The organism is Glycomyces sp. MUSA5-2, from assembly GCF_037034145.1.
Lineage (GTDB): Bacteria > Actinomycetota > Actinomycetes > Mycobacteriales > Micromonosporaceae > Glycomyces > Glycomyces artemisiae.
Genome location: NZ_JBAGKG010000009.1, coordinates 22,485 through 41,419, shown reverse-complemented (window position 1 = coordinate 41,419; position 18,935 = coordinate 22,485). Strand labels below are relative to the sequence as shown.

Here is an 18,935-nt window from a genome sequence, read left to right as displayed (position 1 = left end):
TTCAGAACAGACCGCTGTCCTCGACGTCGACATCGCCCGCGCCGTCTGCCTCATCGTGCAAGCGCAGACCAATGTCCTTCAACGAGCCGAGTCCCGTAACGTACCAGCATTCGGAGCCGCGGATCGCCTTGTAGCGCTTGTCTCCGAGACTGTTGATCAAGATGAGCGCCAGGCGGCTGGCGGAGTAGGCCTTGCCGTCAACCTCCCAGCGGAGTTGGGCCTTGCTGTCATTCACCCATGTCGCTCGGGACCGACGGGGATCCGTAGTGATCCACCGCTGGAACAGTTGCCGGTGCTCCCTGGTGACAGGCCGAAACTCGAGCATGGTGCCCTCTTTGATCACTCCGTGCCTGACGATCTGGGGCACCAGGTTCGGCGTCCGGCTCTTGCGGCCCGACCGCCCCTTCACGAATTCGTCGGGGAGCTCGGGGACCGCGGCCCCCGACGCGATGTCGGCAAGCACCTTAGCGACCAGGTCCCTGGTCTTCTGTTCGTCCTTGGCGACCGAGGACGGGTGCCCGTTGGGAAACAGCGTGATGATCCGCTTGAGTGTGTCGCCCGCCGCCGAGGTCACCCTGTCGAGCACGGTCTCCTCCCAGGCCTCGTCGTCGATGCGGTGCGCGAACTGCCGGGCAACCACATGCACCGTGAGCAGCTCTCCGTGGTCGACGATCTGCGCGGCCCTGCCTGTGTACTTCTTGCGCGCCGTTCTGATCGTGCTCAAGACCGATCGCATCAACTGGACATGGCGCCAGATCTCCTCGGCGGTGATGCCAGAGCGGAACAGGTTGCGGTACGCGCCTCCGGCGTTGCGGTCCCACAACACGTCCGGCAGTGTCTTCGCCTGCACTGCGTAGCGGTGGTCGGCGTGCCCGCAGGCGAGGGCGATGAGCGCCTCCTCGCTTGTGCAGCCATTGTCGTCAGCAGGTGCGACCTCGGTGTGCCGGGTGGTGTACTCCTTGCCCAGGGCGGTGAAGAACTCCTGTTTGAGGTCGTCCTGCTGCTCGTATAGCGAGGCAAGGTCGCGGATGTCGACACGGTTCTGTGTATTCGCGGCGCCGGTGATCTCGCGGGTGAGCTCGTCGTTGTCGCCGATGATCGAGACCTTCATGAGCACCTTGGCCCTGCCGGCCTGGGGGTGCTCCTTCACGGTCTCGGCGATCGAGGAGACTGTCTGTGCGCCGTTGACGATGGCGACGTCGTTGAGGACGCCGCTTCGGTTCATTCCGATCGATCCTGAGCGGGCGATCATCGTGATGCCGTTGTTGAAGTTCCAGAAATGTTCGGGCCGCTCGATGAGCGTGGTGCGGATGGACTGGTTGACCGTGGTTCGGCCGAGCGCGCCGCGGATATTGCGGCGGAAGAGGCGCTCCTGGTGGTCGCTGTACCAACGCGCCACCTCAGTCGCCGACACCGTCCCGAAGTAGATGCGATGCGGGAGGTCTTCGGTGTCTGTCCCCAGTTCCGCGAACGTCACGTCGAGGTCGATCGGAGGCTCGCCCATGTCGGCGCGGGCGATGCGGACGAGCTTGTCGAGTGTCAGGACCTCGACCTTCGCGCGGTGGGTGTACCAGCGGCCGACCTCGTCCGCGCAATCCTCCAGCGCCTGCCAGTGCTCGGGGTGGCCGTAGGTCGAGCTTGCGAGTGCGATCACCAACGTGATCTCAGGGTCGTTGTTCATGATCGACTCGATCGCGACTTCGTGATGACGGTAGCGATTGTTGAACTTCTCGTGCCGGGCCTTGAGAATGTGTACGACACCGGTGGTGAAGCCCCCGAAGTCTTCTTCACTGCCCGTCTCCGCGTCGCTGGGGTTCCACCTCGTCTGAATGAGCCAGAGCCGGTTCTGCCGCTCGTCATAGGCGACCGCGTGGATGTCGTGATCGTCGGCGCCCTTGGTGACATAGTCGACGGCGCGCTTGGACGGGCAGTCGATCAGGTAGCGGACCACCATTGCGGACAGGGCCCTGGTATGGAATTCGCTTTGGTCCGGATCGCTATCGGACACGTCATTCAGATCAATCCTGCCGAGGAACTCATTCTTGAGGGCGTTCGACAGGTTGGTGGTGAAGCGGTTCTCCAACGGGGGCTCCTCCAGGCGGCGTCGGGCGCGGAATGCTCGAAATAATACCTTGAGTGATGCTCGCGTAACGGTACGAGGCTTCGGGTTGGGGCGTACCGGAAGCTCACGCCCCCAGGCATGGCCCGATCCGCGGTCAGGTTCGAGCGAGTAGCCGTTCCGCGAGTTCTGCGATGGATCGAAGAAGCAATGCGGGCGTCGCGGTGAGGTCGAGCGGGTATTGGAGGATTCGGATGGGGGAGTTGCGGATACTCCGCCATGCGGCTTCCTTCGCTCCATGGGCGTACACGAGGCAACCGGTCGTCACCCCGAGTGCCGTGCAATACGAGACGATCTGGAAGACGTCCCCGTTCGTTCCTGAATTGTCCTGAAACTTGTACTTGGCATCGACGATAGTGTTCGGTTCACCATTGAGCGAGGCGACTACGTCGGGTCTGATCCGGATGGTCCGTTGATCGTCGAGATAGCTGCTCACCTGGTCGTCGACACGGACCCTGAAGCGAGCGAATGACTCCCGAAGCGCCACGGCCACGAAGTCCTCGAAGACCCGGTGAACGGGGATGACGAATGAGGCGACCTTCAAGCCGCCCGGACCCGACTCCGCGGACTGGTGGCGCAGTACGATCTCGGCGATCTGGAGCGCGTCGCCGTAATGCGCATTGAGGCGCGTGGGTGACCATGCCAGGTTCGGCGAGGCGCCGGTCAGGCAGCGGACTTCGCTGAGGCGTGCATCGAGTCGGGCGATACGTCCGGGTATCCCGTCGGGAAGCCGCGGCACCCCGGACATGATCCGCAGCGCGGTCCGAAGTACTCGGTTCTCAGGGACATCCGTGGTGTGGTCGTCGTGCCGTACTTCGAGCGGAAATGACTGTCCGGGACGAGCGGCGATCTGCTCGGCTACCAGGATGCGGCCTCGGACCAGTGGGAGGGTGGCCTCGACTGGCGTGTACCCCCGGATCGGGCCGCGGGCCAGTGCTCGCTCGCAGTACCGCACCAGAGACTCTGCCAGTGCGGGCCAGAGATCATCCTCGACCGTGCCAGGGGTGTCCTCCGGGAGGAAGTTCGGGTTCTTGGCGTACCCGAGCAGGAACAGCAGCCGCGCGATGCCCATTTTGGGTTTGACGTGGACGTCCAGGCCGCCGATGCGTACGGAGCCGACCTTGCCTGCGGTCTGGAGCCGCCATCGGCCGTCGGCGAGCGGCGTGACCTTGACGAGTTCAGTCTTTGCGAGCGCTGCAGCGGTGCCCTGGTCGATGGTGCGCACCTCGGAGCCCTGCTGGAACTCCTTGAGCACGACGGGTTCGATCACGTCGAGGTCTGTTCCTGGGTCTGGATGCGCGGGGGAACTCCCGCAGCCAGTCTGATGGCTTCAAGCCCAAACCTATCGTGGACGTCGGAGCGGCTCATCCTGCCGTGGAAGTGTTCCTCCAGAAGCGGCAGCAGGTCGTGCCGCCAGATCCTCGCGATTCCATCGCCGCTTCTCGCGTCGGCGCGCATGAGATACGAGGGCCCGATCTTGAAGTCGCGGTCCGACTCCGGGATCGCCCCGTTCAGAGCTCGCAGCAGCGCGGGGCGGGGGTCGCTTGAGGCTTCCTCGCCCAGCCAATTGGCAAGTAGATCGCGCACAGGCAGTTCTTCAGGGTGCATCTCCTCGAACGCAAATCTCCGTCGGATCGCCGCGTCGAACAGCGCGATCGACCGGTCCGCGGTGTTCATGGTGCCGATGATGTAGACGTTCTCCGGTAGCGAGAAGGACTCTTCGGGCGAGTACTGCAGACGCACCGAGCGGTTCCGGTACTCCAGGAGGAAGTAGAGCTCGCCGAACACTTTGGCCAGGTGCGCACGGTTCATCTCGTCGATGATGAGGATGTGCGGACGGGAGTCGTTGCGAGCTTTGCGGACGAGATCGCGCAGCGGGCCTGCGGTGAGAACGAACCCCACTGACCCCTCGCCGACAGGGGCGGGACGAAACCCCTCGATGAAGTCCTCGTAGGAGTAGGAGGGGTGGAACTGGACCAGCGTCACCGCGTCGCGATCGGTGAGGTGCTCGGCCAGTTCTTGTGCGAGGTAGGTCTTCCCAGTTCCTGGCGGTCCGTACAGCACTACTTGCTTGCGGCTCCGGACAAGCGACACCAGCTCCCTCAGCCATGCCTTGTCCAGGTGAAGGCGATCGGAGAGTCCTTGCAGCGATGCGGGGTCGAGGGGATCGAATTCGGGCCGAGCCTCCTCCTGGTCGTCCTCGGCCGAGTCGGCCTCGACGCCTAGGAATTGCGAGAGCTCGGTGAGCTCGGCTGAGATGTCGGCGACCGAAACCGAACGCTGGAGCTCCAGCCTCAGGGACGCCGATAGCCTGGCCAAAGAGATCGGCCTCTTGCTGTACCAGTCGACGTTTCGGGACAGTTCGTTCCCCGGCCCGTACGCGGCGCCGTGCTTGAGCACACCGATCCAGAGGTGGTCGTCCGTGACGGTCGCCACCAGGTCGTCTTGCTGCATCAACGACCAGAACGAATGGAACTCCATGGAGAGCTCCGCGCGGTCCGCGTAGTCGAGGTGACCGTAGGCGCTTTCGACCATGCTCCGGATCGTCGCCCGGTCTGTTGCTGAAGTGAGGAGTCCGAGTCGGCCGGCGGAGATCGTGATGACCCCGTTCTCGATCCAGTCTCCGATTTCAGCATCGTTGTACGGCGGAGGGATGTACCAGGCGCGCCGCTCCCCGGGAGGACGTACGGTCGGCTGCCATTCGTCCCTGAATGGCGGCTTGTAGAAATCGATTCGGTCCTTGTACTGTCGCTGCAGTTGCAACGTGATTTCGAAGAGGTCCCGGTCGAGATCGTCTCCTGCGATCTGCTCTGGGAGCAGATCGCTGAATGCGGCGCGGATTTTGCGTTTGTGTTCGACGTTGATGATCGGGAGGAAGTACCCAGGGAATCCGAGATAGAGCAGTGCCTCGGTAAGCGAAGGCATACCTCCGGCGCCGCGGATCCAGTCTCGCCATTCCCAAGGATCCGCAATGATGCGAGACCGGGCTGGCGGCGAGACATTAAACCAGGCCCCCAGCAGTTCAACGGCGTCGAACAGCCACTTCCAGAGCATGGTGTGCGCTCCGGTGCCACCGTTCCAAGTTCCTTCTCGGAATGCCGCCACGATCTGGTCGGGAAGCTCGACACTTTGGTCCATCCAGTCGAGCACCGGCTTGACTCTGTCGGCCTTGCTGCTTGGCTTGAGGCTATTCTTGGTCAACGGCATCGCTTGCAGCGCCATCAGTTCCGCCATGAGAAGCTTGGCGTCGTCTGAGGCCTTGGCGAGCTGGCGTTCAAGCTTCTCGTGGAAGCTCTCCTTGCCCTCATCGGTCTGAAGGTTGTAGTGGTAGTAGAGCTCTCGTACAGTCTTGTCGTTCCATATCCGTCGGCCTGGATCGAACAGTGACACTCCGTTGCCGAACCCGAGATCAATATAGGCTCGACCGACCAAGCGGACGGTAGTGTCATCTCGCGCCGGGATGAGGACTTCGCTTGTCGAGGGGTCGATCACAAGCCAGCCTTTCGGTAGCAGTCTGAGCTCATGGTACGTCCGTCGGCATACTGGCGGCTTACACGGTGCCTCTGGCTCTCCACGGCACCAGCGCTTCGCGATCGTGCTGATCCGCTGTGCAGTGCGAACATAGCGGGAGTGTCTTATCGCCCGAATGTCGCTCCACTGGGGCGTGTACCTCCTTCACTGGGCGGACTGCTTCGGCTTGCCCGGCGGGGAGAGGCCGAGGACGGTGCCGGGGAGTTCGGTTTTGAGGGGTTTGGGCTGACCAGCGTGCCAGGCGGCGACGAGGAGGGCGATGTGTTCTTTGTTGTTCGGACTTCCAGACGTTGGTTTGCTCGTTCCAGAGCTCTTCCCACCGGACTTCACGCACGGCTCCGCTGGCGTGGAGGGCGTAGCCGATTCGTACGGGCTTGCCGTGCCAGTTCAGCCAGACGGATGCGCATCCCGACGTTTAGCGGGCTTTGAGCGTGACTCGGTTCTCGGATGGGATCTCCCATTCGCCGAGAATCTCGAAGACGAGTTCAACCTGCCGCTGTTGGGGTGGAGCAGGAGGGTAGGGAATCTGCCTCTTCGCGAAGGTTACTGGCTTGGTTACCGACCACCTACGAATCTCGACATGCGAGCGGTGGTTCAGCGTGCGAGGACTCGTGACACCGCTACGAAGATCCGCAGTGTGCCTCCGATTGACCGCCTCGCACTCGTTCTGCGATCTCGATCCTGCGCCCCTTCCGGACCGGGGCTTCCAGGCTGGGGCTTCCAGATCCCCCCTTCCACGGATACTTCCCCGTCGCCAAGCCCAGTAACCCAGCGTTTCCGCAGGATGAGCGGCAGTTTGAGTCAGTCGTAAAAACCCCGAATATATACATATCCCCGTAAGACGCTATAGGGGAAACTGCCCAGCGGCACCTCAGATCGGGCCTGAAGCCATGCCTGTGCGCCGAAGCGACAGCCGAAGCCACCTTGAGACCGGGGCCTCCTCAAGCTCGTCAAGGTTACTGATCCAGCGGGCTTCGGCGAGCTCAGGCGAGCAAGGGACACTCCTCGCGTGAGAGTTTGCAGTCAGAATGGTCCAAGTGTCCCGCTTCGCCTCAAGGGCCGTCGCAACGGTGCCCAGAACAGCGAACAAGGACGAAGGAATCTCAATACCCAGCGACCAGGACCCCCGTCCTCGCGCCAGCGGCGGAGCCGTCGCCAGCAGGTGACATCGGAGTCGAACTTGAGCTCGGGCGACAGATGTCTCGGTATAGAGCACGAACAGGAATTCCTGGAGGTGGCGATGCCACCTCGGTAACCCTCGCTTACCGGCATCGAGGGGATGAGTTGTGGGTGGTGAGTTTCTGGTAGGGAACTGATGCTTGACTCTGTGTGATCGTCACGATACGATTGTTGGTCGTCCAGGCTGCATCGCGATGTCGACGAGACACGCCTCTTGCATGACCGCATCTCACTACCTTCTCTCAGGCTGCCTTGCCTTGGCTGTGCTCCGCCCTCCATCCGGAGCGGTCGGCTTGCCCGGAAGCGCCGATTTTCCGGTCGCTCGACAGGTGTGCGAACCGGGCATACGGTGGCAGTGGCACGTAAAATACCTGGTCAAGTGCGGTGGCTTCCGTGGTTACCGGAGACCCCAGGGTTCGCGTCGTAGGGGAGCCTCGCGAAGAGATCGACATTGCCTCGATCGCGGCAATCCTGGTCGACGCGGCCCTCCTGATCGCGGAAGACGAACCTGAGACGGCCAGACCTGCGTGCCAGACCGACGAGATCGATCGGAAGGCCGATGGCGCATGAGCGAAACGTCAAAGAAGAAGCGAGCGGTGCTGTACCTGCGGGTGTCCTCCCGGAGCCAAGTCGACACCGACTACGACCCCGAGGGGAATTCCATTCCGGCGCAGCGCAAGGCGTGCCTCCAGAAGGCCGAGGACCTTGGGTTCGAGGTCATCGACGAGTACCTTGAGCCGGGCAAATCGGGGATGACCGTTGATGGGCGGCCGAAGTTCCAGGAGATGATGGCGAGGGTCCGCAACTCTAAGGACGTGGACGCCATCATCGTCTACGCGCGCTCGCGCATGCACCGCGATACGACCGATGCGGCGATCACGCGTCGGGAGCTCCGGAAGCTCGGAGTGCAGCTCGTCTCGATCATGGACTACACCGAGGACAGCTACATCGGTGATCTGGTGGCCGCGATCCTCGACGGTGTGAACGAGTACCAGTCGCGCGCGTCCGGGGCGGACGTGGCTTACAAGCTGGCCGCGAAGGCATCCCGCGGCGGTATCCCGTGCCTCGCCCCGCTCGGCTACCTGAATGTGGGGGAGAAGGTCGACGGCCGCGAAGTGCGGACCATCGCGGTCGACCCCAAGCGGGCGCCGTTCGTCGCCATGATGTTCGAGCTCTACGCGACGGGGCGGTACGGATTCAAAGACCTCCAGCGGGCGGTCACTGAGGCGGGGCTTCGCACTCGTCCGAGGAAGGACGTGCCCAGCGGTCGGCCGGTCACGATCGAGACCATCGGTCGGCTGCTCCGCGACCGCAGATATCTGGGCCGCGTTGTGTTCAAAGGCAAGGAATACGACGGGCGGCATGAACCGCTGATCACTCAGGAGCTGTTCGACAGGGTCCAGAGTGTGCTCGTGAACCAGCGCGGCGCGGGGACTCGCGAAAGGGTCTACGACCACCCGCTGAAGGGGCTGCTGTGGTGCGCGAACTGCCGGACGCGGTTCTACCTCGACACCGTCAAGAACCGGCGGGGCCTCATGTACTCGTACTTCCTGTGCAGCGGTAGGGCGAACAAGCATTGCCAGTCTCCGAGGCTGCCGGTCGCGAGGATGGAGGCCGCCGTTGCCGCCCATTACGCGACCTTGAACGTTCCGCCCTCGCTCGCGGCGGAATTGCGGGCGGCCGTCGACAAGGCGTTGCGGGAGAAGGGGCTTCTGACGGCGTCACTCCGGAAGAAGCTGGAGGCCGAGCATCGGCGACTGGTCGAGCAGCAGGACCAGCTTCTCGATCTCGTCGGCAATCCGGCCTGGCCGCAGGATCGGCTGGAGGCCAAGATGTGCCGCCTCCGCGATGAGCTGGCCTCGGTCGAGGAGCGGTTGAACGAGGTCGGGGACGTGAAGGTGGAGCGGGCCGGCGAGGCGATCGGGATGCTGCTGGGCTTGCTGGACGATCCGAGGCGGCTGTTGAAGGCGCTGCCTGAGGATTTCCACAAGCCTTTCCACCGGTCGTACTTCAAGCGACTGCTTGTGTACGTCGATGAAGCGACCGGCGAGCCAAAGGTCAGCGCGGACGAGATCAGTCCGCCGTTCACGCCGCTGCTGCCCGAGCGACGCGATCATTTGAGGCCGGAAACGCCGAAAACCGGGCCGCTCATCGCAACCCGGTTTTCGGATAATGCTGGTCTTGCAGGGGCGACAGGACTCGAACCTGCAACCCTCGGTTTTGGAGACCGATGCGCTACCAATTGCGCCACACCCCTTTGGCCCGTCCGGTTGCCCGGCCTGGCCGCAACTATCTTACGTGGCGCGCGGAGGCCGGTGCAACCGGGTTGGGGCAGGTGTTTGGGCTGGTTAGGAGGCCGGGACGACGGAGCCGTCGGCCCAGGTGTCGAGGATGAACTGCTTCACTTCGTCGGACTGGAGGAGGTCGGCGAGCTTCTGGATGTCCTCGTTGTCGGCGTTGGCGGCGGTGGTCACCAGGTAGTTGGCGTACGGGTTGCCGTCGGGGGACTCGGAGTAGAGGGCGTCCTCGGCGGGGCTGAGGTCGGCCTCAAGGGCGTAGTTGCCGTTGATGACGGCGGCGTCGACGTCCTCCAGGGAGAGCGCGAGCTGGGCCGCTTCGAGCGGGACGAACTCCAGGTTCTTCGGGTTCTCGGCGATGTCGTCCTCGGTGGCGAGGGTCGCGTCCACGCCGTCGGCGAGGGTGATCAGGCCCGCGTCGGCGAGGAGGGCGAGGGCGCGGCCGCCGTTGGAGCCGTCGCCGGGGATGGCGATCTGGGCGCCGTCGGGGATCTCCTCGACCGAGGCGACCGAGGACGAGTACAGGCCAAGCGGCTCGATGTGCACGGCCGCGACGGTCACCAGGTCGGTGCCGTTGGCGGTGTTGTACTCGTCGAGGTACGGCTCGGTCTGGAAGAAGTTCGCGTCCACGGAGCCGTCCGAGGTCGCCACGTTCGGCTGCACGTAGTCGGTGAACTCCTCGACCTCGATCGTCAGCCCGGCGTCGTCGGCCAGGTTCTCGGCGATGTAGTTCAGGATGTCCGCGTGGGGGACCGGGGTCGCGGCCACGACGACGGTGCCGTTCGTCTCCGTGGCTTCGGACTCACCGGAGTCGTTGCCGCAGGCGGCGAGCGTCAGAGCGGCGGCTGCGGCGACCGAAGTCCCGATCAGGGCACGGCGATTGAACATAGTCTTCTCCTAAAGGAAGGTAGGGAAATCAGTGGTTTATCGGCGGTCGAGGGTGCGGGCGCACCGGTCGCCGAGGATCTGGAAGAGCTGCACGAGCACGACGAGGATCACGAGCGGCCAGATCATGTACTCGGTCTCGAAGCGCTGGTAGCCGTAGCGGTACGCGAGGTCGCCCAGGCCCCCGCCGCCCACGATCCCGGCCATCGCCGAGTACGAGACGACCGCGACGAGCGTCACCGTGAAGCCGCGGATCAAGCCGGGTGTCGCCTCGGGGAGGACCACTCGCCAGACCAGGCCCGGCGTGGACGCGCCCATCGACCTCGCCGCTTCGATCAGGCCCGGCTGGACTTCGAGGAGCGCGCCTTCGACGAGCCTCGCGAAGAACGGAATCGACGCCACCGTGAGCGGCACGATCGCCGCCTCCGTGCCGATGCTCGTCCCCGTGATCAGGCGAGTCAGCGGGACCACGGCGACCATGAGCAGCACGAACGGCGCGCTGCGCCCGATGTTCACGATCAGGCCGAGCGGCGCGTTCACCGCCGCGATCGGCTTCGGGCCGGTCTTCGACGTGATGTAGAGGACGGTGCCGAGCAGCAGCCCGCCCACCAGAGTCCAAAGGCCCGCAACCGAAACGATGTGGAGCGTCTCCCAGAACGCCTCGGTGAGCAGCTCGACGAGCCGGTCGCTGGAGTTCACAGCGCCACCTCCTCGCCGAGCAGGCGGGCCGCGAGGCGCCGCGCCTGGCCGCCCAGGCGCGAGTCGGCATCGGCCAGGAGCTCGGGGACGTTCCCGATCTCCACGAACCGCCCGGACTCCATCACCGCCGCGCGGTGGCAGATCCGGGTGATGACCTCCAGCTCGTGCGTGATGAGCAGGACCGTCAGCCCCAGGTCGCGGTTGAGCCGCGCGAGCAGGTCGAGGATCTCGTCCGTCGTGTCGGTGTCGAGCGCGCTCGTGGCCTCGTCGGACAGGAGCACGTCGGGACCGGACGCGAGCGCCCGCGCGATCGCCAGGCGCTGGCGCTGGCCGCCCGAGAGCTGCCCCGGGTACGCCTTCGCCTTGTCGGACAGGCCGACCAGGTCGAGCAGCTCCAGGGCGCGCTCGCGCCGCGCGGCGCGCTTCACGCCCCGGAATCGCAGCGGGAGCGCCACGTTCGACGCCGCGTTGCGGTTCGACAGGAGGTTGAAGTGCTGGAAGATCATCGCGGTCTGGGACCGGGCCTCGCGCAGCTCGCGGCCGCGCAGAGCCGTCAGGTCGCGGCCCGCGACCTCGACGGTGCCCGCGTCGGGGCGGGTGAGGAGGTTCGCGGTGCGCAGCAGGGTCGACTTGCCGGCGCCGGAGCGGCCGAGGATGCCGAAGATCTCGCCGGGCGCGACGTCAAGGGACACGTCGTCGAGCGCGACGAGGTCGCCGAAGCGCTTCGTGACGCCGGACAGGCGGATGCTGGGACTGGAGTCCATGGGAAGAGGAGGTCGCTTTCGCTGTGGGTGATCGCCGCTTCGGGGCGCGGCGGTGCGGGAGCCCTCAGCTGGCGCACATTCGGCAGCACGACGCGGCGGCGCGGTCGGCGTCGCTGATGCGTTCGATGTGCTGCGAGTTCATAGCCTAGAAGTCAAGCAGGAATTCGTGCCGAATCCAAGGGGCTGTGACGAACGCCGCGTCATCGGAACGACACCGAGCTGAGATAGGGTTCCGACCATGACTGTTGCGACGATTCCGGCTCCGGCGTTCGCGATCGAGCGGTTCCGACTTGCGAACGGACTGCGCGTGGTCCTCGCGCCCGACCCGGGGGCGCCGGTCGTCGGCGTCGCCGTGGTCTACGACGTGGGGATGCGGTCCGAGCCCGAAGGGCGCACCGGCTTCGCCCACCTGTTCGAGCACATGATGTTCCAGGGCTCGCACAACGTCGGCAAGGCCGAGCACATGCGCCATGTCCAGTCCGCGGGCGGCACCTTCAACGGCTCGACCCACATCGACTACACCGACTACTTCAACCTCCTCCCCGCGAACGGCCTCGAACTGGCGCTGTTCCTGGAGGCCGACCGCATGCGGGGTCCCGCGATCACCGAGGAGAACCTCGCCAACCAGGTGAGCGTCGTCAAAGAGGAGATCCGGGTCAACGTCCTCAACCGCCCCTACGGCGGCTTCCCGTGGATCAAGCTCCCGCCGGTCATGTTCGACACGTTCGCGAACTCCCACGACGGCTACGGCTCCTTCGTCGACCTCGACGCGGCCACCGTCGACGACGCGCGCTCGTTCTTCGACGCCTACTACCCGGCCTCGAACGCGGTCCTGTCCGTCGCCGGGGACTTCGACCTCGAAACCGCACGCGACCTGGTCGAACGCCACTTCGGGAACGTCGAGGCGCGCCCCGCGCCCGTCCACCCGTCGTTCGACGAGCCCGACCTGACAGCCGAGCGCCGCCTCTCCTACACCGACGAGCGCGCGACCCTCCCGGCCGTCGCCGCGGCCTGGCGCGTGCCCGACCCGGTCGCCGAGCTCGACGCGTTCCTCCCGTACGTGGTCCTCGGCGAGCTGCTCACCGACGGCGACGCGTCGCGCCTGGTCGAGCGGCTCGTCCACACCGACCGCGCCGCGACCGCCGTGGCCGCGCACTGCACGTTCATGGCCGAGCCGTTCGCGTCCCGCGGGCCGACGGTGATGCTCGTGCAGGCGTTCCTGCCGCCGGGCACCGCCGTCGACACCGTCCTCGGGACCGTCGACGAGGAGCTCGCGCGCGTCGCCGACGGCGTCGACGAGGCCGAGCTCGACCGCGTCAAGGCCCGCGTCGCCGCCCAGCTGCTGCGCGGCGACGACTCGGTCATGGGCCGCTCGCGCCGGTTCGCGACCGCCGAGATCTTCCACGGCGACGCCGCCATGTCGACCCGCTTCGCGGCCCTGCTCGGCGAGGTCACCGCGGAATCCGTCGCGCAGGCCGCCGCCGCGCTGACGCCGAACCGCCGCGCCGTCCTCGAAGTCGTTCCCGGAGGAGCCCAGTGAGCAGCATTCCCGTCCCCGGTCTCGCGCCGGAAGTCCCGCTGTCCCTGCCGGTCCCGATCGAACGGACCCTCCCGAACGGCCTCCGGGTGCTGCTCACGCGCCGCCCCGGCGTCCCGCTCGCCGAGGTGCGCCTGTCGATCCCGGCCGCGCACACCGACCTGGCCGCCGCCGACCTCCTCGCCTCGACCCTGTTCGCGGGCACCGAGACCGCGTCGCTGACCGACATCGCCCGCCGCCTCCAGAGCGTCGGCGGCGCCCTCGGCGCCGGGGCCGACCCGGACCGGATCGCCGTGTCCGGCAACAGCCTCGCCACCGGGCTCCCCGAACTCCTGGAGACCCTCGGCGACGTCCTCAAGGCCGCCGAGTACCCCGAGTCGCCCTTCGAAGTCGAGCGGTCCCGCATCATCGACAGCCTCTCGGTCGCCGAGCAGCAGCCCGACTTCCAGGTCAACCGCGTCCTCGACGCGCGCCTGTGGGAGGGCCACCCGTACGGCCACCAGCAGCCCACGGCCGCCGAGGTCGCCGCCGTCGAGCGCGAGGCCGTGCTCGCACTGCACGCCTCGCGCGTCCACCCCGCCGGCGCCCGCCTCGTCATCGTCGGCGACATCGACCCCGACAGCGCGTTCGCCGCCGTGGAGAAGGCCCTCGGCGACTGGAACGGCGCGGGCGAGCCCCGCACCATGGAGCCGCTCCCGGGCATCGAGCCCGGTCCGCTCGTCCTGGTCGACCGGCCCGGCTCCGTCCAGTCCGCGATCCGCGTCGCCTACCCGGCGGTCGAGCGCACCCACCCGGACAACGCTGCCCAGCACCTCGCCAACCTCGTCTTCGGCGGCTACTTCACCTCGCGCTTGGTCATGAACCTGCGCGAGACGAAGGGCTACGGGTACTCGCCGCGCTCGCGCGTCGACCACGCTCCGGCCGGGTCGATCCAGCTCGCCGCCGTGGACGTCGCCACCGAGGTGACCGCGCCCGCGCTCGCCGAGGTCCGCGCCGAACTGCGCGGCATGGCCGAGAACCCGCCCGCCGCAGAGGAACTCGACCTCGCGCGCCGGTACGCGCTCGGGTCGATCAAGCTCGCCACCGCCACGCAGGCGGGCGTCGCGAACTACATCTCCGTGCTCGCCGCCGCGGGGCTGCCGCTGTCGTGGCTCGCCGAGCACTCCGAGCGGCTGCGGGCCGTCACGCCCGAGGACGTGCAGCGGGTCGCGGCCGAGCGCCTCGACCCCGACCGCGCGGTCACCGTCGTCCTCGGCGACGGCGCCGAGATCCGCGAGTCCCTCGCCGAGCTGGGGGAGATCGCCGCGCCATGATGCACCCGCCGCTCGCGGTCGACGAGGTCGACCGGTTCGCCGCCCACCGCGGCGACGACGCCTGGCTCGGCGACGCCTGGGAGAAGGCGCAGATCGTCGTCTGCGACCCCGAGCGGGAGCGCATCGACGCCGACGAGGACGGCCTGCGCTACTACGACGCGGGCACCGCCCCCGACGGCCCGCGCGTCTACCTCGGCGGCGAGGACCCGCCGGTGTTCGCGGTCTTCGCGGACCTCCCCGAGGGGCTCCCGGGCCGCTGGATCAAGCCGACCTGGGCGCCCCGCGACCTCGCGGTCGCCGTGGAGGCCATCGGGATCGGCCACTGGCACGCGACCTACCGGTTCCACCCGACCACCGGCGAGCCGCTCCGCGCCCGCATGGCCGGGTGGGAGCTGTCGGGGACCAACGGGCGCCCCGTGTTCCCGCGCACCGACCCGGCCGTGATCGTCCTCATCGACGACGGTGCCGACCGGGTGCTCCTCGCGCAGCACCAGCGGTACGGCGGCCAGCCGAAACCCGCGGTGGCACAGAACACGATCGGCGCGTCCGCGCAGTCCACGCGCAGCGGCAGGTACGCGTGCATCGCCGGGTTCGTCGAGCCGGGCGAGTCCGCCGAGGCCGCCGTCCACCGCGAGGTCGCCGAGGAGGTCGGCATCCGCCTCGACCGCCTCGACTACGTCTCCAGCCAGCCGTGGCCCTACCCGCGCTCGCTCATGCTCGCGTACCGGGCCACCGCCGATCCCTCCCAGACCCTTGCGCTGCAAGCCGAGGAGATCGCCGACGCCCGCTGGTTCACCGCCGACGAGGTCCGCCGAATGTGGGTCGACACCGCCGACGGCACCCCGAGCGCGGTCCGGATCTCCGTGGCGCGCTTCCTGATCGAGAACTGGCTCGAAGAAGAGGGCGGCCGCTAGACCTTCGTCACAGCGGCCTCTTCGGCTTCCTCTTCCACTCCGGTGCGCTTGGCGGCGACCGCGCGCTGCGCGGTGAAGACGCCGGCGATGACGACGAGGCCGCCGACGACCTGCGGGACCGTCAGGGCCTCGCCGAGGAGCGCCCAGGCCGCAAGGGAGGCCACCACGACCTCGGCGTAGCCGATCGCCCCGGCGACCGGCGCGGAGACGAACCGCAGGCCGCTCAGGCCCAGGCCGTACGCGACGGCGGTGCACACCACGAGTGCGACGATGCTCACCAGGCCCGTGGTGTCGACGCCGCCGAGCGTCACCTGCGAGGACAGGACCGCCCAGTCGAGCGCCCACGGGGCCGCGAGCGGGGCGAGGGCGACCGCGCCGACGGCGAAGCCGACCGCGAGGAGCACGCGCACATCGACTCGGGCCGTGAGCTTCTCGCCGGAGAGGAAATAGGTCGCCTGGCACGCCGCGGCCGCGGAGCCCGCGATGAGGCCGACCGCGTCGAGGCGCAGGCCCGACCAGACCTCCACGACGATGCACAGGCCGACGAGGCTCAGGAGCACGCCGATGACGGCCGAGCGCGGCAGGATCGTGCGCCGCACGAACCGCACCCATGCGACGACCACGATGGGCCCCATGAACTCCAGCAGGAGCGCGATGCCGACCGGCAGCCGCTCGACCGCGATGAAGTAGAACGCCTGCACCGCCGCGATGGCGGTGAGCCCGAACAGCGCCAGCGCGCCCCACGGCAGCCGCGTCCCGCCCCGGAGGGTCCGCACCAGCGGCACGGCCGCGACGGCGAGCGCGAGGAGACCGACCCCGCAGATGCGCAGCCAGGTCACTTGGATCGGGGTGAGCCCCGCCTGGATCACGACCTTGCCGAAGGGGCCGCAGACCCCGAAGAACAGCGAGGCGAGGAGGACGAGGGTGACGCCGAGGGCGGCGCGGGGTGAGGTCATGGGGGCTCCGCTGGTCGGGGAGGGCTGGGGGCAGAGAAAAGGCCCGGGACGGATCCATCCCGGGCCTGAATGCTTAGCGACCACCCCTCGAAGTCGCTAAGCAAGCTTGACGAGTCAACTATAGGGCATCGTACCGGCTTTGTGTCCTAAACGTGACCATAGTCTCGGTATGTGGCACAGGTCAAGCTGCGATCTTCTCTTTCACCTGCGCCAGAGAGGGATTGGTGAGCGCGGAGCCGTCCGGGAACCGGACGGTCGGGACCGTGGCGTTGCCGCCGTTGACCCCCATGACGAACTCGGCTGCCGCCGGGTCCTCCTCGATGTTGACCTCTTCGTAGGCCAGGCCCTCCCGGTCGAGCGCGGACTTCAGCCGCCGGCAGTAACCGCACCAGGTGGTGCTGTACATGGTGATCATCGATCCTCCTTCTCCATCGACGATAACGCGATACCGCCCCGGGGCATTCCTCCGATCGTGTCACTCCTCACGTTGAGCCCCATACTGGTGAGCGGTCCCCGAGTTTCCGTCGGAGCCCTCTGGAACACTGTCGGGATGAGCGCGCGCGACGAGGCCATCCACCTGCTCCTCTCCGGACTCGACCCTGAGCAGCGCGAGGCGGTGACCGCCGAACCCGGACCGGTCTGCGTCCTCGCGGGCGCCGGCACCGGCAAGACCCGCGCCGTCACGCACCGGATCGCCTGGCGGGTGCTGCGCGGCGACATGCGCGGCCAGCACGTCACGGCCGTCACGTTCACCGCGCGCGCCGCGGGGGAGATGCGCGACCGCCTCCGCGGCCTCGGCGTCTCGGGCGTCAACGCCCGCACCTTCCACTCCGCGGCCCTGAGACAGCTCCGCTACTTCGGCACCCGCCGCTTCGGCGGCGGCCTGCCCGAGCTCGTCGACTCCACCCTCAAGTTCACCGCGATCGCCGCCGCCCGCGCCGGGCTCCAGACCTCCCGCGCCAAGAACTTCGACCTCACCACCGAGATCGAATGGGCCGCATCGTCCCTCATCGGCCCCGACGACTACGTGACCGCCATCGCCGCGCTCGGGCGCGACGCGCCCGCGGCCCCCGAGGACGTCGCGAAGGTCTACGCCGCCTACATCGAGGCGAAGCGCCGCGCCGGGGTCATGGACTTCGCCGACGTGCTCGCCCACACCGCCGACATGATCGCGGAGGACGAGTCGGCCGCCGACCGCATCCGAAGCCAGTACCGGTTCTTCGTCGTCGACGAGTACCAGGACGTCACCCCGCTCCAGCAGCGCCTGCTCGACGCGTGGCTCGGCGACCGCGACGACATCACCGTCGTCGGCGACGCCAGCCAGACCATCTACTCCTTCACCGGCGCCACTTCGGAGCACCTCCTCGGCTTCACCCGCAAGCACCCGAACGCCCAGCTGGTGCGCCTCGTGCGCGACTACCGGTCCACGCCGCAGGTCGTGGGCCTCGCCAACCAGATCATCGGCGAGTCCAAAGGGCGCGAAGCGAAGATGCGCCTCGAACTCATCGGCCAGCGGCCCGACGGGCCCGCCGTCGCCGCCGAGGTCTTCGCCGACGAGGCCGAAGAGGCCGACATGATCGCGCGCCGCTGCCGCCAGCTCATCGCCGACGGCACCAGCCCCTCCGAGATCGCGGTCCTCTACCGCACCAACGCCCAGTCCCAGGCCTATGAGGAGGCGCTCGCCTCCTACGGCGTGCCGACCGTCGTCACCGGCGCGGCCCGCTTCTTCGACCGGCCCGAGGTCCGCCAGGCCGTCGTGGCGATGCGCTCGGCCGCCAAGACCGACATCGGGCAGATGCCGCTGACCGAAGCCGTCGCGGCCGCGCTCGACGCCGTCGGCTGGCGCGCCGACGCCGCCCCTTCCGGTGGGGCCCAGCGCGAAGCGTGGGAGGCCGTCGCCGCGCTCGCCACGCTCGCCGAGCAGTTCCTCGACCACCACCGGGCCGACCCCGACCAGGACGGCCCTGACCCGGACCTCGACGCGTTCTGCGCGGAACTCGGCCGCCGCGCCTCGGAGCAGCACGCGCCCGCCGTCGAAGGGGTCACCCTCGCGAGCCTCCACGCCGCCAAGGGCCTCGAATGGGACGCGGTGTTCCTCGTCGGCCTCGCCGACGGGACCCTCCCGACCACGTTCGCGCGCACCGAGACCGCGCTCGAAGAGGAGCGGCGCCTGCTGTACGTCGGCATCACGCGCGCCCGGGAGCGCCTCCAGCTCTCCTACGGCCTCGCCCGCACCTCCGGCGGGCGCGAGCGGCGCCTCACCCGGTTCCTCGCCCCGCTCGGCCTCGGCGGCTTCCCGAAGACGCCCGAGCCCGCGCCCGGAAAGCCCCGCTCCACCAAGAAGACCGCGAAGGTCCTCGACTGCTCCGGCTGCGGCAAGCCGCTCACCGACGCCCGCGACCGCAAGCTCGGCCACTGCGCCGACTGCCCGGCCACGATGGACGAGGAGCTGTTCGAGCGCCTCCGCGACTGGCGGGTCACCGTCGCCAAGCGCGACGGCAAGCCGGCCTTCACCGTCTTCACTGATGTGACGCTGATCGCTATCGCGGAGCGCTGTCCGGGATCCGACAGGGAACTGGCGGCGCTCCACGGCATCGGCAAGTCCAAGCTCGACAAGTACGGTCCGGCCGTCCTCTCCCTGGTCAACGGCGGTGCCGTGGAGGACGCGGTGGCGATGTGCGAAGCGGCCTGACGACTTCTCCGGGCGACCGCAAAAACTTTCTTTCGAAACCCCGGAAAAA

12 protein-coding genes, 1 tRNA gene and 2 pseudogenes are annotated in these 18,935 nt (G+C 67.6%); 5 read left to right on the top strand and 10 right to left on the bottom strand.

The window, feature by feature from the left end:
- Position 1: 1 nt before the first annotated feature.
- From WA640_RS23630 to WA640_RS23620, 3 genes are all read right to left on the bottom strand, one after another.
- Positions 2-2,083: an AIPR family protein gene (locus WA640_RS23630; protein ID WP_335991004.1), complete on the bottom strand. Its 2,082-nt coding sequence runs from the start codon at positions 2,081-2,083 to the stop codon at positions 2-4.
- Between the two features lie 133 nt (positions 2,084-2,216).
- The gene (locus tag WA640_RS23625) at positions 2,217-3,389 is read right to left on the bottom strand and encodes an McrC family protein (protein WP_335991003.1); all 1,173 of its coding nucleotides are present in this window, start codon (positions 3,387-3,389) and stop codon (positions 2,217-2,219) included.
- A complete protein-coding gene (locus WA640_RS23620; protein ID WP_335991001.1) occupies positions 3,386-5,611 on the bottom strand; it encodes an McrB family protein in 2,226 nt (741 codons plus the stop codon). The genes WA640_RS23625 and WA640_RS23620 overlap by 4 nt, the downstream gene beginning before the upstream one ends.
- Before the next feature lie 1,784 nt (positions 5,612-7,395).
- On the opposite strand from WA640_RS23620, the pseudogene WA640_RS28925 reads away from it, so the two are divergent.
- Positions 7,396-8,448: pseudogene (locus WA640_RS28925) on the top strand (recombinase family protein); the annotation flags it as partial.
- Positions 8,449-8,550: 102 nt separating this feature from the next.
- Here the strand turns inward: WA640_RS28925 and WA640_RS23610 are convergent.
- The 5 genes and pseudogenes from WA640_RS23610 to WA640_RS23590 all read right to left on the bottom strand — a co-directional run.
- Positions 8,551-8,946: a hypothetical protein gene (locus tag WA640_RS23610; RefSeq protein WP_335990997.1), complete on the bottom strand. Its 396-nt coding sequence runs from the start codon at positions 8,944-8,946 to the stop codon at positions 8,551-8,553.
- Positions 8,947-9,013: 67 nt separating this feature from the next.
- Positions 9,014-9,086: transfer RNA gene (locus WA640_RS23605), tRNA-Trp, on the bottom strand.
- Positions 9,087-9,177: 91 nt separating this feature from the next.
- Entirely contained in the window at positions 9,178-10,014 is an 837-nt protein-coding gene (locus tag WA640_RS23600; protein WP_335990996.1) for a MetQ/NlpA family ABC transporter substrate-binding protein, read from the bottom strand.
- 36 nt (positions 10,015-10,050) lie between these two features.
- Positions 10,051-10,710: a methionine ABC transporter permease gene (locus tag WA640_RS23595; protein WP_335990994.1), complete on the bottom strand. Its 660-nt coding sequence runs from the start codon at positions 10,708-10,710 to the stop codon at positions 10,051-10,053.
- 44 nt (positions 10,711-10,754) lie between these two features.
- Positions 10,755-11,474, bottom strand: a pseudogene (locus WA640_RS23590) (methionine ABC transporter ATP-binding protein); the annotation flags it as partial.
- Between the two features lie 238 nt (positions 11,475-11,712).
- On the opposite strand from WA640_RS23590, the gene WA640_RS23585 reads away from it, so the two are divergent.
- From WA640_RS23585 to nudC, 3 genes are read left to right on the top strand one after another with little or no spacing between them, the layout of a single operon-like run.
- Positions 11,713-13,014, top strand: coding sequence for a M16 family metallopeptidase (locus WA640_RS23585; protein ID WP_335990993.1), 1,302 nt, complete (start codon positions 11,713-11,715; stop codon positions 13,012-13,014).
- On the top strand, positions 13,011-14,324 hold the full coding sequence (locus WA640_RS23580; RefSeq protein WP_335990991.1) for a M16 family metallopeptidase: 1,314 nt from the start codon (positions 13,011-13,013) through the stop codon (positions 14,322-14,324). The genes WA640_RS23585 and WA640_RS23580 overlap by 4 nt, the downstream gene beginning before the upstream one ends.
- Positions 14,321-15,238, top strand: coding sequence for an NAD(+) diphosphatase (nudC, locus tag WA640_RS23575; protein WP_335990989.1), 918 nt, complete (start codon positions 14,321-14,323; stop codon positions 15,236-15,238). The genes WA640_RS23580 and nudC overlap by 4 nt, the downstream gene beginning before the upstream one ends.
- Here nudC and WA640_RS23570 read toward each other — a convergent pair.
- Positions 15,235-16,194, bottom strand: coding sequence for an EamA family transporter (locus tag WA640_RS23570; protein WP_335990988.1), 960 nt, complete (start codon positions 16,192-16,194; stop codon positions 15,235-15,237). The genes nudC and WA640_RS23570 overlap by 4 nt on opposite strands.
- A 181-nt stretch (positions 16,195-16,375) precedes the next feature.
- Positions 16,376-16,609, bottom strand: a complete 234-nt coding sequence (locus WA640_RS23565; protein ID WP_106366363.1) for a mycoredoxin — start codon at positions 16,607-16,609, stop codon at positions 16,376-16,378.
- Positions 16,610-16,744: 135 nt separating this feature from the next.
- Between WA640_RS23565 and WA640_RS23560 the strand changes: the two genes are divergently transcribed.
- A complete protein-coding gene (locus tag WA640_RS23560; protein WP_335990985.1) occupies positions 16,745-18,886 on the top strand; it encodes an ATP-dependent DNA helicase UvrD2 in 2,142 nt (713 codons plus the stop codon).
- The last annotated feature ends 49 nt before the right edge of the window (positions 18,887-18,935 follow it).

What these genes read in the sequence shown, in the direction of transcription:
- WA640_RS23565 (WP_106366363.1), bottom strand. Translation starts at nt 16,609, where the DNA reads ATGATCACCATGTACAGCACCACCTGGTGCGGTTACTGCCGGCGGCTG.
- WA640_RS23585 (WP_335990993.1), top strand. Translation starts at nt 11,713, where the DNA reads ATGACTGTTGCGACGATTCCGGCTCCGGCGTTCGCGATCGAGCGGTTC.
- WA640_RS23610 (WP_335990997.1), bottom strand. Translation starts at nt 8,946, where the DNA reads ATGATCGCGTCGCTCGGGCAGCAGCGGCGTGAACGGCGGACTGATCTC.
- nudC (WP_335990989.1), top strand. Translation starts at nt 14,321, where the DNA reads ATGATGCACCCGCCGCTCGCGGTCGACGAGGTCGACCGGTTCGCCGCC.
- WA640_RS23600 (WP_335990996.1), bottom strand. Translation starts at nt 10,014, where the DNA reads ATGTTCAATCGCCGTGCCCTGATCGGGACTTCGGTCGCCGCAGCCGCC.
- WA640_RS23570 (WP_335990988.1), bottom strand. Translation starts at nt 16,194, where the DNA reads ATGACCTCACCCCGCGCCGCCCTCGGCGTCACCCTCGTCCTCCTCGCC.
- WA640_RS23560 (WP_335990985.1), top strand. Translation starts at nt 16,745, where the DNA reads ATGAGCGCGCGCGACGAGGCCATCCACCTGCTCCTCTCCGGACTCGAC.